The following is a 13037-nucleotide window of genomic DNA, read 5'->3' as shown; positions in this document are numbered from 1 at the left end:
CCCTCCGAGACGACGCCGGCTCAGCCGAACTTCGAGTCTTCCATGATGTACGACCGCAAAGACGTCGTACAGTTACTCTCGCGTAACTTGGTGAACGAACGCTTTTCAAGCTGGCGGATGCGCTCGCGTGTCACACCCAACGACGCGCCGATGGCCTCGAGCGTCTCCTCGTTGCCTGTACCGATGCCGTACCTGCGTTCCAGGACCTGGGCTTCCCGCATCGGCAGACTGGCACGAAGCACACGAGTCAAATGCTCTCTCATCTGCGCATGGACGGCGATCTGCGCTGGATCGGTACGACCATCACGGTCTTCTTCGGAGGCCAGTACGTCGGACAAACGAAGATCGCCGTCGTCCCCCAATAGACCATCGAGACTGATCACTGGCCTGTCGAGGTCCAGCAGCGCCCGGACGGCACCTGGTTCCATGTGGGTTTTGTCAGCGATCTCACCCCACGTGGGCGTCCTGCCAAACCGCCCGGTCAGGTCACGCATCGCTTTCCGTACTTTCTGGACTTGCTCGTGCACATGAATGGGGAAGCGGATCAACCTTCCGCGGTCGCCGATGCCACGCTCGATCGCCTGTCTGATCCACCAGGTGGCGTACGTCGAAAACTTGAATCCCTTCGACCCGTCGAACTTGTCCGCTGCACGCATCAGCCCGCAGTTGCCATCCTGAATGCGGTCCAGGAACTCCACGCCAGACGCCTCGTAATGCCGTAGTTTCGCAATGGACACCACTAGGCGCAGATTGGCGCAGACCAATTGGGTATGAGCACGTCGTCCGCGCTCGATCTGCATCTGCAGGCTCCGGCGCAGAGCCACTTCCAACGTATCACTCGTGGACAGGTTCAATTCGTCTTGGGCCGAGACGCCTTGCGAGATCAACGACCACAATTCGACCTCTCGCTGACCATCGATCAGGGGGTAGTGGGCCACTGCCTTCAAGTACTGGCCGACCGCATCTTGATCGTGCCCCAGGCTCATCCCGCTCCGCTGTTGGAGCGGAGCGGATTCGCTGGGCACGACCCCAGCCTCGGCCAGCTGTTCTGACAGCTCGTGATGTTGGCGGGGGCTGAGCTCTCGCTTACTGACGAGCAGTGCGATTTCTGTCTGGGTTAGCTGCTCGCCTTTTCGCAGCCAGTCCCCGAGCAGATCGTCGAACGTCTGCCCGACGACGTCTTTGGCGCTCCGCAAGACAGTCGGCTCTGGAACACCCCCGAACATCCAGGCGAGATCAACGTCCAGCGCTTCCTCTGCGAGCTCGACTGCCTTTCGGCTCGGTTCTTGAACCGGCGCGCTGGTAGCGCTTTCAGCGAGCGAGCTCGACTCGTCTTGATCCCAAGCAGCCAACAAGCGATCGACATCGCGGTGACTCAGGTGATGGCGCTTGGTGAACTCGCAAATGACCTGCCGTCCTGGACGTCCGTCATGGCTTTCCGAGATCGACCGTAGCTCGTCGGCAAGACTGTCGATGCCCGGCGCCGGGCGTGCGGGGGTCGCCATGACCAACTCCTCCCTCGGTTACCGATTGACGTCGAGGTGAGACACCTCAACGTTAAACGCATACGCGAGTTCGTTACTAATTGTTATAAAGATCGACACTCCGTGCAAGTCTCGTCGACACGATCGCCCTAGCAGGTCCGCAAGCCAACCGACCGGGTTGCGGGTGCCTTCGGTTTTGTCGAGCCTGACCTGGTGTCCGGTCGCCCGCCGCAGCCTTAGATCGACTACAGTCCCAACGTGACTGGTCGACCCTCGATGATCTCTGCTGTCGATCTCTTTTGCGGTGTGGGCGGCCTCTCGTACGGCCTACGTGAGGCTGGCGTCCACGTCGCCGCTGGGGTCGACATCGATCCAGCCTGCGCATATCCGTTCCGCACCAACATCGGAGCGCCGTTCCATCAGCAGGACATCCGCAAAGTCGAGGCTGCTGATCTCGCAGCGATGTGGCCCGCCCGCGCTCGTGTCCGTGTTCTGGCTGGCTGCGCTCCCTGTCAGCCGTTTTCGTCGTATCGACGAGGTGTCGACACGTCGAAGGAACCCGCTTGGCCGCTGGTAGACGAGATGCTTCGGCTCATCGCGGAGACGCTGCCAGAGGTGGTTACGATGGAAAACGTCACCAGGATTGGCAGTGCCTCGGTCTTCAGGAACTTCGTCACCGGCCTTGAAGACCTCGGTTACCACGTCGATGCTCAGTCCTGCTATGGCCCGGCGCATGGTGTACCTCAGCACCGTAGGCGTATGGTCCTCCTCGGTTCGCGATTGGGTGAGATCACCGTGCCGAAGGGGACCCTTGGACCCGAGCAGTACCCCACGGTGCGTCAGGCCATCTCTGCTCTCCCGCCGGTAGCACATGGACAAGCAGATCCTCAAGATCGCCTTCACAAGAGCCGCAGCCTGAGCGGGACCAATTTGAAGCGGATCAAGCGGTCCAAGCCCGGGGGGACCTGGCAAGACTGGCCGGAAGAACTGCGATCCGCATGCCACCGGAAGGAGTCTGGGGCGACCTTCCGTAACGTCTATGCGCGCATGGTGTGGGATGAGCCGTCGCCCACGATCACCACCATGGCGTACAACTTCGGCACTGGACGGTTCGGCCATCCCGAACAAGATCGGGCTCTCACCTTGCGAGAGGCAGCCAACCTCCAGAGCTTCCCGTCGGATTACGAGTTTGTGGCCCCGGACCAGCCAGTCCAACTCGCTCCGCTTGGTCGGCTCATCGGCAATGCCGTACCGCCTCGGCTCGCAGAAGCCGTTGGGCGAACGATCGTAGATCATGTCAAGACGGCCCTTGGAAACTCCACCGGTATCACAGCCGCTCGGCAGGCTCGCCGACGATCAAAATAGCCAGCCTACCTGCACGAGCACAACGGCTGATCATGGGCGAACGCCGGGCTGTACTCTGTAAACCCAGCCTACTGCGGCGGATGAATACCTGGTAGACGACCTCTCCGTAAAGGAGAACGTAGATGTTGCAGCCTCGCCCCAGTAGCAGCGGATGGCATAGCCAGCTCTAGTGACCGTTCGTCCAGGTCGCCCGGTGATGTCGCCGACTGCGTGCAGGAACGCCGGTTTGTCGGCACCGGACCGCAGCGATCGAATTGATCAGCAAGGTCATGGCTAACAGCCCGCTAAGTAGCACACCTGCTGCAGCGAGACGTGAAAGTTCACAAAACAAGGAACCTCCAACCCTCTGTAATGGGTTGGAGGTTCCTTTGGTGGAGCTGAGGGGAATCGAACCCCTGACCTTCTCGATGCGAACGAGACGCGCTACCAACTGCGCTACAGCCCCTGGTAAAGCTTGCCCCTCATTCAGGGCTCCATGAGCTTATCAGTGGCTCACGGAGCCCCGAACGCGGGGGTCACTCTCCGGCGGCCCGGCGGAAAGGCCTGGTCCCGGGCTCGTCGAGCTCGTGGAAGGCCGGGTCCTCGTCGTCGAGGTCGACGACGACGGCTTGGCGCCGGAGGCGGGACATCGGGGACGGTTTGCGCTCCACGACGTCCGGGCGTTCGGCTGCGACGACCTCGACGTCTTCGTGGGACTCGTGGGATTCGTCGTCGGCCGCCGTCCGGCGTGGGGCGCGGGTGTTGTTGAAGCGGGCGAGGCGGCGCTGCCGGATCTCGTTCTCGATGCGGACCTGACGGCGCAGGTACGCGAGGTAGCCGATGAGGACCGCGTCGACGACACCGTTGGCCCACCAGACCGTCGGGGTCAGGAAGCCGGCGACGACCGCCGTGGTCACCACGAGTACCAGGAGCGCGATGACGATCCGCTGCCGGAACGCGTACTTGGCGCGGGCGGCGATGTCCGCCGCCTCGGGGTCGAAACCGCCTCGGCCCGGCCGGTAGCCGGCGCCCTGGCGTTCCCTTTCGGCGCGGGGCCCGCGCGAGGGCTGGGGAAGCGGTTCGGCTTCCAGTTCCTCTTCTTCGAGGTCGGCGTCGAGTTCCGCCTCGAGCTCGGCCAGGTCGTCTTCTACCGACGGTTCCGTGTTCTCCGCCATGGCGAACTCCTCCGGTCCCTCTTGGCGTGTGCTCCCGCTCCGCACGACTCGCGCCGCCAAGGCCGAGTCCGTCGTCCGCGCGACCTGCTGGCGCTTGCGAGCGACCATGGGCACGAGAACGACGAGCCATGCCGCTGCGAGCGCGACGATGATCACCGAACTGGGCATCTCCCGTCACCTCCCCCGATCCACTGCTGTAGTCACGCTAGCCACAACAGTCACACACGCCGCGCAGACTCGCCGGTTTCGATCACGGAAAATGCATCACCAAATTAGGTGAATCTCACAGTTTGTGGTAACGCGGTTACTGGAACGACCAGATGATGGGGTCAAACTCGCTCTGCGAGGCCCTTCGCGACGAGCCGGGACACCAGTCCGTCACCGGTTTCTTCCTTGGTGACGGCGTGGCAAAAGTGGTCCCGCCAGCCGCCCGCGACATCGAGGTAGCGCTCGAAAAGGCCCTCTTGCCGGTACCCGACTTTGTTGAGAACCCGCAGGCTGGGGGTGTTTTCGGGGCGAACGGTCGCTTCGAGCCGGTGCAGTCCGCCGAAGTCGAAGACGTGGTCGGTGACGAGGGCGACGGCGCCGGTCGCGACGCCGCCGCGGACGATGTCCGATGACACCCAGTAACCGATCCATGCGGACCGGAGCGAAGCGCGGATGACGTTACCCACAGTGATCTGTCCGGCGAAGCGTCCGTCCACCGTGATGGTGAACGGGAGGCACTGTCCGCGCCGGGCGAGGCCGCGCAGGGCCATCCATTGCGACGGCCATGACCAGAACGCGTTGCGGTCCGGCCACGGTCCGACGCCGGTCGGTTCCCACATTTCCAGGTGCTCGCGGTCCCTCAGCCGGACGCGGCTCCACTCGCCGGCGTCCCGCAGCCGGACCGGCCGGACGGCGAGTACGCCGGCGGGCACCCGGAGCGGCCCCAGTTTCGCGGGCCAGCCCGGATGCCTGCTCTCGATCGGATACGCGACGCCGGAAATCGGTGCGCCCATTACGCCCGCTGGGCCAGGAAGGTCACCTTGACCTGCTCGCCCGCGGCGACCTCGGTGAGGTCTTCGTCGATGTTGATCAGGCAGTTCGCCTCGGCCAGTGACGCGAGCAGGTGCGCGCCGGAGGTGCCGAGCGGCTGCACCAGGTACTCGCCGTTGCCCTCGTCGCGCAGCAATTGCCCGCGCAGGAAGCCTTTGCGCCCCTTGGTCGAGGTGATCGGGGAGAGCAGCCGCGCGCCGACGATCCGGCGGTGCGGGTTGCGGGTGCCGCGCGCGGCGCGGATGAGCGGGCGGACCAGGACCTCGAACACGACCAGCGCGCTCATCGGGTTGCCGGGGATCAGGAACGTCGGCACCGAATCGGGGCCGAGCCTGCCGAAGCCCTGCACCGAACCGGGGTGCATGCCGACGCGGGTCATGTCGATGTGGCCGAGGTCGGACAGCGCCGCGTGCACCTCGTCGCCCGCGCTTCCGCCGGCGCCGCCCGCGACGACGACGATCTCCGACATCAGCAGCCGGCCTTCGACGATCTCGCGCAGCCGTTTCGGGTCGCCGGGGACGATGCCGACGCGGCTCACCTCGGCGCCCGCGTCCCGCGCGGCCGCGGACAATGCGTAGGAGTTGACGTCGTAGACCTGCCCGACCGACGGGGTGCGGTCGATGTCGACCAGCTCGTCGCCCACGGACACGATCGAAACCCGCGGCCGCGGGTAGACCAGGACCTTCGCCCTGCCGACCGCGGCGAGCAGGCCGACCTGGGCCGAGCCGATGGTGTCGCCCTTGCGGACGGCGACGTCGCCGATCTGCACGTCCTCGCCGGTACGGCGCACGTAGCCCGCGGACGGGACCGACTTGTGCACGGTGACCTTCGCTTGGTGGCCGTCGGTGTACGCGGTCGGGACGACGGCGTCGGCGAGCGTGGGCAGTGGCGCGCCGGTGTCTACGCGGACGGCCTGGCCTGGTTGCAGCCGTCGAGGCTGGCGTGAACCGGCGGCGATCTCGCCGACCACCGGCAGCTGCACCGGTTCCTGGCCCGCTGTGCGGACGTCGACACTTCGTACCGCGTAGCCGTCGATGGCGGCCTGGTCGAAACCGGGCAGCGCGTGTTCGGCGACGACCTCTTCGGCGCACAGGAGGCCTTGGGCCTCGGAGATGGCGACCCGGACCGGGCGCGGGCGTACCGCGGCGTCCAGGGTCAGCGCGATCTGATCCTCGACGGAACGGAACTGTCCCGCGTCTTCGGTCTCGGCCGCTTCTGCGATGGGCTCCGTCATGACTGGGGGATCTCGATCCGTTCGTTCGACCAGGCACGCGATGAAGGCCCGTCGGTGAACTGAAGTTCACCACCGTTACCAGGAGTGATGCGGTCCGAAGCCGTGGAAATCGCCCGATCGGGCAAGCTCCTCGTGGTCCGTGCCGCCGGGGTGGTCGCTGCGCCTGTCATAGGCGTGAAGCCTAACCTGACCACGTGGTCAAGCCCGGCAATGAACACCTGAGCAAAGCGGAGTGGCGTTCCCGGATAACCGCCGAACGGCGTTCACTGGTGTCGGAAAAGCGGGCCAGGGAGGCGGCGGCGCTGGCCGTCGCGGCCGCTCGGATCCCGGGTGAAGTCGTCTGCGCGTATGTCCCGTTCGGCACCGAACCGGGCTCCACGCAGCTCCTTGATCAACTTCTCGACCAGGGCAAACGTGTGCTGCTGCCGATCGTCCCCGCGGAGCCGGGGCCGCTGGAGTGGGCCGCCTATGAAGGTCCTCGGAGTCTCGGACCCGGCCGGCTGCGCGGGCTGCTCGAACCGACCGGTCGCCGGCTCGGTCCCGACACGCTGGGGACGGCCGAACTGGTGCTGATCCCCGCGCTCGCCGTCGACGACGAAGGCGTCCGGCTCGGCAGGGGCGCCGGGTATTACGACCGGTCGCTCTCCTTCGCCGCGCCGGGTGCCGCGCTGGTCGCCGTCGTCCGGGACGCCGAACTCGTGCGCGCCCTGCCCGCGGAACCGCACGACGTCCGGATGACCGGAGTGCTGACCCCGGACCAGGGGGCGGCCCCGCGGCCGGTAATGCCTGGATGGCCGGAGTGCTGACCCCGGACCAGGGGGCGGCCCCGCGGCCGGTAATGCCTGGATGGCCGGAGTGCTGACCCCGGATCAAAGTGCTGCTCCGCGGCCGGTAATGCCTGGATAGTCGGAGTGCTGACCCCGGACCAAAGTGCTGCTCCGCGGCCGGTAATACACTGACGCCCCGACGCAGTGGTTCAGAAAGGGCACAATGAGCTCTGACGCGCACCTGTCCGATCGTTTCGCCGGAACGCTGTCGAAAATGCGCTCCGCGGGGGCCCACGCCATGGAACTGGCGGCCCTGCGAAGGCGTCTCGAGCAGCTGTCCGAACCCGGCGCGGGTGAATTGCCGGGAAACGAACTCGAACCTCTCGATGACATCTCCCGGCTCGTGGATCTTCCCGAGCCGGACGCCGAGGAAGCGCGCCGGGTCCTGGACCGCACGGCCGTTCTCAAGCTCAACGGCGGGCTCGGCACGAGCATGGGGCTCACCGGCCCGAAATCACTGCTGGAGATCAAACCGGGGAAGACGTTCCTCGACGTCATCGCGATGCAGGTGCTCTCGACCCGCGAAAAGTACAACGCGCGCCTTCCGCTGATCCTGATGAATTCGGCGGGCACCCGTGAGCCTTCGCTGGAGTTGTTGAAGAGGTATCCCGAGCTCGCCGACGAGGTCATCCCGGCCGACTTCCTGCAGGGGCGCGAACCGAAGATCACGGCCGACGGGCAGCCCGCCGAGTGGCCGGCGAACCCGGAACTCGAGTGGTGCCCGCCGGGGCACGGCGACATCTTCATCGCGCTCGCCGTGAGCGGGATGCTCGACCTGCTGCTGGCGCAGGGCATCCGCTGGTGTTTCGTGTCCAACGCCGACAACCTCGGCGCGCTCCCGGACGCGCGGATCGCCGCCTGGCTCGCGGACGAGAACATCCCGTTCGCGATGGAGACCGTGCTCGGCACCGCGGCCGACCGCAAGGGCGGGCATCTCGCGCGGCGCGCGGGCCGGATCGTCCTGCGTGAATCCGCGCAGGTGCCCGACGGTGACGACTCGTTCGGCGACGTCGCCAAGTGGCGTTTCTTCAATACCAACAACATCTGGTTCGACCTCGAACGGCTGAAGACCCTGCAGGACGCCGACCCGGCCGCCCCGCTGCTGCCGCTGATCGTGAACCGGAAGACCGTCGATCCGGCCGATTCGGCCAGCACGCCGGTGATCCAGCTCGAAACGGCGATGGGCGCGGCGATCGGCTCGGTCGAGGGCGCGCGGGCGATCGAGATCCCGCGGACCCGGTTCGCGCCGGTCAAGACCACGGACGACCTGCTCGTCGTCCGCTCCGACGCGTACGTGCTCGACGACGGCGGGGAGATGATCCCGGAGTTCACCACCACCACCCCGCCGGTCGTCTCGCTGAGTAAGGAGTTCTACAAGCTCCTGCCGGACTTCGACGCGCGGATCCCTTCCGCTCCTTCGCTCAAGGAGTGCACGAGCCTCGAAGTGGACGGTGACGTCACCTTCGGGAAGAACGTCGTCATCCGGGGCGACGTGAAGGTCGCCGGGCCGAAAACCGTTCCGGACGGCGAAACTCTCTAGTCCCGCTGGGCGATGAACACGTACTCGCGTCCTGGACGGTCGGGGGCGTCCCGCACCTCCAGGACGCGAAAACCGTGTTCCGCCAGCAGGGATTCCAGGTCTTCGCGTTCGCGGAACCACAGTTTCGAGTCCGAGGTGACGACCTCCCCGTCGGGGAACCGGTAGCTGTACCGGAACGAGACGAACGGGAGGTTCACCTCGGTGACCTCGCGCCATTGCTCGACCTCGCCGACGCCCGGGACGTCGATGGTCTCGTGCGCGGTGTCGGCGGCCCAGCCCTCCCACGCCCGGTAACCGGGGCGCCGGATCTCGAACACCAGGTGACCACCAGGCGTGAGCGCGGTGTGGACGCCTTCGAGGGTCCTGCTCCATTCGTCGTCGGTCAGGAAGACCTGGGCCACGTTCCCGGTCATCACCGCCAGATCGGCGCAGGCCTCGCCCGCGGCCTTCGCGTCACCGTGGATCCAGGTGATCTTCCCTTCCGGTTTCTTGGCCTTCGCGACCTCCAGCGACGCCTCGGCGGGATCGACCCCCACGACCTCGATCCCGCGTTCGGCGAGGAGCACGGCCAGGCAGCCGGTACCGCAGCCGACGTCGAGCACTCTCTTCGCCTCGAGTTCGCCGATGAGGGCGAGGTAATGGTCCAGATCGTCGCGAGAGCCGTCGAAGGCGTCGTAGATCGGTGCGAGCCGGGCGTGGGCGAAGAGCGCGTCAGGCATGCGGTGACGATAGTTCCGGGACCCGTTCGGGGGCGACGGATTTACGGCCGGTCCGCCAAGCCCGTTCTCCCAGCAGTGCGAGGAAGGCGGGCAGCAGCACCCCGCGGACCAGCGTGGCGTCGATCAGCACGGCGACCGCCATCCCGACGCCCATCATCTTGTATTCGATCGCGCTCAGCGTGATGAAGACGCTGAACACGCCGACCATGATCACCGCCGCGCCGCTGACCACTCCCGCGCTGGTGCCGGTACCGCGGACGATCGCGGAGACGGCGCCGCCCGCCCGGTGTTCACGGATCCGGCTGAGGATGAAGATGTGGTAGTCCATGCTCAGGCCGAGCAGCAGGACGAACATGAACATCGGCAGCCAGCCGACCACCCCGCCGTACGGGGTGAATCCCAGCAGGGAAGCGAAATGGCCGTCCTGGAAGATCCAGGTGAGCACGCCGTAGGCCGCGCCGATCGACAGCAAATTGAGCACGATCGACACGATCGCCACCGCGACGGACCGGAAAGCCAGCAACAGCAACACGAACGCCGCCAGCAGCACGAAACCGAGGACCAGGGGCATCCGCTCGATGACCCGGTCGGCGAAGTCGCGGGCGTTCGCCGTGCGGCCGGACACGGCGTACTCGACACCGTCCACCTTGCCGATGGTTTCGGGCAGCACCTCGGTGCGCAGTTTCGCCAGTGCCGAATCGGCTCGCGGGTCGCGGCCCGCGCCGGACAGCGGAACCCGGACGACCACCGCTTCATCGACGTTCGCGACCGCGATGGGTTTGTTCAGGACGCCCTCGGTTTCCCCGATTCGCCGTTCGAGATCGGTGATCGCCGACCGCAGTGCCGGGCTGTCGACCGGGCCGCCGTTCTCGGCGGTCAGCACCACCGTGGCGGGGTACACCACGCCGGGGAACGCTTCCTGGGTGCGGACGGCGGCGTCGATCGTCGCCATCGACCGGGGCAGGCTCTCCGCCGGTGTCGGATCCTGCAGGCGCATGCCGAGCGCTGGCAGCGTGAGCAGGACCATCAGCGCCGTCGCGAGCCCGCCCCACAGCCACGGCCGCCGGGTGACCGTGCGGGCCGTCGCGGACCAGAACCGCGAGTTCTCCGCGGCGGTGCGCCGCTTGCCCAGCCAGGGAATCCGGCCGCGATCGACCTTGTCGCCCAGCAGGGAGAGCAAGGCGGGCAGCACGGTGACCGCGCCGAGCACGGCCAAGCCAACCACGAACGCCGAGCTGATCGCGAGGCCGGTGAAGTTGTCGAGACCGGTGAACACCAGCCCGCTCACGCACAGGACGACCGTGACCCCGGAGACGACCACGACGTGCCCGGACGTCCTGGCCGAGATTCGGATCGCGTCGTCAAGGGAGTGGCCTCGTGCGCGTTCTTCTCGTTGCCGCCTGAGGAAGAACAGCGAGTAGTCGACGCCGACCGCCATCCCGATGAGCAGGGTGATCACCGTCGTCGCGCTGTTGATCGGGGTGAAGTCGTCGACGACGGAGAGGAACCCGAACGTCGCCGCGACGCTCGTGCCCGCCAGCAGCAGTGGAACCGACGCCGCGACGAGCGCCCCGAAGACGATCAGCAGGATCACCAGCGTCATCGGCAGGGAAAGGAATTCCGAGCGTTTGACGTCCTCCCGGATGCCCTTGTCGACCACGGTCGACAGGCTGAGATCCCCGGACAGGCCCAGCCGGACCGACGGATGCCGGGCGGCGACCACGTCGATCTGCGCGGCCGCCGTCTCGAAGTTCGGGCGAAGGTCGTTCTCCCCGCCGGCGATCGAGAAACCGACGAGACCGGCCGCACCGTCGGCCGAGATCCGCTCGGCGCCGTCGGCGGCCAGCGGCGAGCGGACCTCGGTGACGGCGCCGGATCGGGTGAGCGTGGCGACCAGGTCGTCGGTCGCCCGCCGGAGTTCGTCGTTCGCGGCGAACGATGGAGAGCCGGGATCCTTCGCCTGGACGAGGACGTTCTCGCGTAAAGGGTCGAAGGTGTTCTGGGCGTTCAAGGCGGTTTGCGCGCGGCCGGATTCGCCGGGATCGGTGCTCCGGCGGCTTTCGCCGTCCAGGAGCAGGCCCGAAAGCAGGGCGATGAGGACGAGGGCGACCCAGCCGACGAGGGTGAGCGCGCGGTGCCGCACGGACCAGGCGGCGATCTTTTCGAGCAGCATGAACTACAGTCCTTTGCGTGAAGGAGTGAGATGCCTCGGGCGAGGTTTTTGCTTCTTCTTTCCTGGGCCGTCGAGTTGCCGCTCGGCGGCCCAGGGTCTTCACCGGCCGATCAGCCGACCTCCTTGAGGATCCGCTCGACCGAGCCCACGCTCTTCTGGAGATCCGCGAGGCGCCCGTCGAGTTCGGTGAGTTTGCGTTCGGTCTCTTCCTGCGCCTGGACGGCCTTCTCGGCGAGCCTGCGGTATTCCTGCTCGCGCGCGAGCGCGCCCCTGGCCCGGACGGTCGCGCCGAACTGCCAGACGACCACCGTGATCACCACGGTGAGGAACACGAAGATGCCGATCACCCCGGCGACCTCCTGCCATTGATGCCACTTCACGGTCGTTCCCCCTCATCGCCCGGTGCCGGTGTGCTCAGCGTCGGCGCTGCGGCGGCGATGGTGTCCGGGCTCAGCTCGACCAGGAACGGTGTCACCTCGTAGAACTTCATCGCTTTCCCGTCCTCCGAAAGCTCCAGGGTGGCCGACACGAGCCCGGCCGCCTCCAGTTTGCGCAGGTGGAGCTGCAGGAGTGCCCGGCTGATGCCGAGCTCCCGCGCCAGCTGGCTCACGTACGCGCGCTCCGCGCGGAGCGCCGCGACGATCCGCAACCGGTGCGGATTCGACAGTGCCCCCAGCAGCCGCAGCAGCTCGTCGCCGGTGGGTCCGGTGGCGGTCATGCCGAGCTCCTGCACATGCCAAAGAAATCTAGCAGGTGCTGGCTCGATCTACCAGGTGTTCCATCCAGACGTTCGGCTCCACGTAGACGCCGACGTCCTGCGCCGAGGAGGCGAGCACCGGTGCGATACCGCCCGGCACGGCCGTGAGACCGTCGCTAAGTTCGACACCGGTCCACGCCCTCCACTGCGCGAAAGTGCCCGTGACCGTCATCGCGAACGGTGCCACTTTCACGAACCGGGCGCCGAGCCGTTCGTGCGTGCGCAGCCACGGATCTTCGGGCAGCCCGTCCCGGCGACGGCGAGCCACATAGTCCTCAAAGGACAGTTCGGGTTCGTTCTCCTTCCCCGCCGGGCGAACCGGCACCACGAGGTTGCGCATCCCGGTTTCCGAGGCACGTGTTTTCAGTGCTTTCAAAGCTTTTGTGGCCAGGCCGCCACCGCGGCGGCCTGGCTCGACCATCACTTCGAGGGCGATCAGAGTGTTCGTCTCACGGGCGCTCATCAGGTCTTCCGCGGCCCAGATCAGGGCGGCGTCCCAGCCGTGGTCCGGCAGTTCCGGACGGTCGGCCGTCGGGAAACCGACCGGGACGGCGGCTGTTCTCGCCACCGGGACGCCGTCTTCCAGCAGCACGAGGAAGTATTCCGGCCAGCGCGCGGCCAAGTGGGACGATTTCGCCAGCAGGCCCGTCAGGTCGTGCTGGAGGAACTCGCCTCCGACGCCGCCGAGGCCGAGCGCGGGCTCGCGCAGCTCAGGCCGGGTGGCCAGGTCTTCGATCACGATCATG

The 13037-nt window shown here is 66.7% G+C and carries 12 protein-coding genes and 1 tRNA gene; 3 read left to right on the top strand and 10 right to left on the bottom strand.

Features of this window, described 5'->3' with window-relative positions:
- Window positions 1–20 precede the first annotated feature (20 nt).
- Window positions 21–1505, bottom strand: a complete 1485-nt coding sequence (locus BKN51_RS29055; RefSeq protein ID WP_101610667.1) for a sigma-70 family RNA polymerase sigma factor — start codon at window positions 1503–1505, stop codon at window positions 21–23.
- Window positions 1506–1742: 237 nt separating this feature from the next.
- Between BKN51_RS29055 and BKN51_RS29050 the strand changes: the two genes are divergently transcribed.
- Window positions 1743–2849, top strand: a complete 1107-nt coding sequence (locus tag BKN51_RS29050; protein ID WP_233222955.1) for a DNA cytosine methyltransferase — start codon at window positions 1743–1745, stop codon at window positions 2847–2849.
- A 369-nt stretch (window positions 2850–3218) separates the two neighbouring features.
- Here the strand turns inward: BKN51_RS29050 and BKN51_RS29045 are convergent.
- The 4 genes from BKN51_RS29045 to glp all read right to left on the bottom strand — a co-directional run bounded on the left by BKN51_RS29045 (window position 3219) and on the right by glp (window position 6275).
- Window positions 3219–3294: transfer RNA gene (locus BKN51_RS29045), tRNA-Ala, on the bottom strand.
- A gap of 70 nt (window positions 3295–3364) precedes the next feature.
- Complete coding sequence (sepX, locus tag BKN51_RS29040) at window positions 3365–4171, bottom strand: divisome protein SepX/GlpR (RefSeq protein ID WP_101610665.1); 807 nt, start codon at window positions 4169–4171, stop codon at window positions 3365–3367.
- Between the two features lie 161 nt (window positions 4172–4332).
- On the bottom strand, window positions 4333–5004 hold the full coding sequence (locus BKN51_RS29035) for a GNAT family N-acetyltransferase (RefSeq protein WP_101610664.1): 672 nt from the start codon (window positions 5002–5004) through the stop codon (window positions 4333–4335).
- Window positions 5004–6275, bottom strand: coding sequence for a molybdotransferase-like divisome protein Glp (gene glp, locus BKN51_RS29030; protein WP_101610663.1), 1272 nt, complete (start codon window positions 6273–6275; stop codon window positions 5004–5006). The genes BKN51_RS29035 and glp overlap by 1 nt, the downstream gene beginning before the upstream one ends.
- Before the next feature lie 218 nt (window positions 6276–6493).
- On the opposite strand from glp, the gene BKN51_RS29025 reads away from it, so the two are divergent.
- Together BKN51_RS29025 and BKN51_RS29020 are read left to right on the top strand one after the other, a co-directional pair.
- Window positions 6494–7081 (top strand): 5-formyltetrahydrofolate cyclo-ligase, encoded by a 588-nt coding sequence (locus BKN51_RS29025; RefSeq protein WP_101613520.1) that lies wholly within the window; start codon window positions 6494–6496, stop codon window positions 7079–7081.
- Between the two features lie 184 nt (window positions 7082–7265).
- Entirely contained in the window at window positions 7266–8642 is a 1377-nt protein-coding gene (locus BKN51_RS29020; RefSeq protein ID WP_101610662.1) for a UTP--glucose-1-phosphate uridylyltransferase, read from the top strand.
- Here the strand turns inward: BKN51_RS29020 and BKN51_RS29015 are convergent.
- From BKN51_RS29015 to BKN51_RS28995, 5 genes are all read right to left on the bottom strand, one after another.
- Window positions 8639–9361, bottom strand: a complete 723-nt coding sequence (locus BKN51_RS29015) for a class I SAM-dependent methyltransferase (RefSeq protein WP_101610661.1) — start codon at window positions 9359–9361, stop codon at window positions 8639–8641. The genes BKN51_RS29020 and BKN51_RS29015 overlap by 4 nt on opposite strands.
- Window positions 9354–11534, bottom strand: a complete 2181-nt coding sequence (locus tag BKN51_RS29010; RefSeq protein ID WP_101610660.1) for an MMPL family transporter — start codon at window positions 11532–11534, stop codon at window positions 9354–9356. The genes BKN51_RS29015 and BKN51_RS29010 overlap by 8 nt, the downstream gene beginning before the upstream one ends.
- Window positions 11535–11644: 110 nt before the next feature.
- Window positions 11645–11914, bottom strand: a complete 270-nt coding sequence (locus BKN51_RS29005) for a hypothetical protein (protein ID WP_101610659.1) — start codon at window positions 11912–11914, stop codon at window positions 11645–11647.
- Complete coding sequence (locus tag BKN51_RS29000; RefSeq protein WP_101613519.1) at window positions 11911–12252, bottom strand: ArsR/SmtB family transcription factor; 342 nt, start codon at window positions 12250–12252, stop codon at window positions 11911–11913. Before BKN51_RS29000 ends, BKN51_RS29005 begins: the two co-directional genes overlap by 4 nt.
- A 28-nt stretch (window positions 12253–12280) precedes the next feature.
- Complete coding sequence (locus BKN51_RS28995; RefSeq protein WP_101610658.1) at window positions 12281–13036, bottom strand: GNAT family N-acetyltransferase; 756 nt, start codon at window positions 13034–13036, stop codon at window positions 12281–12283.
- Window position 13037: the final 1 nt, after the last annotated feature.

The sequence above is a fragment of the Amycolatopsis sp. BJA-103 genome (assembly GCF_002849735.1).
Classification (GTDB): Bacteria; Actinomycetota; Actinomycetes; order Mycobacteriales; family Pseudonocardiaceae; genus Amycolatopsis.
Note: the sequence above shows the minus strand (reverse complement) of the source record. Positions and strands in the feature narration are given on the sequence as shown.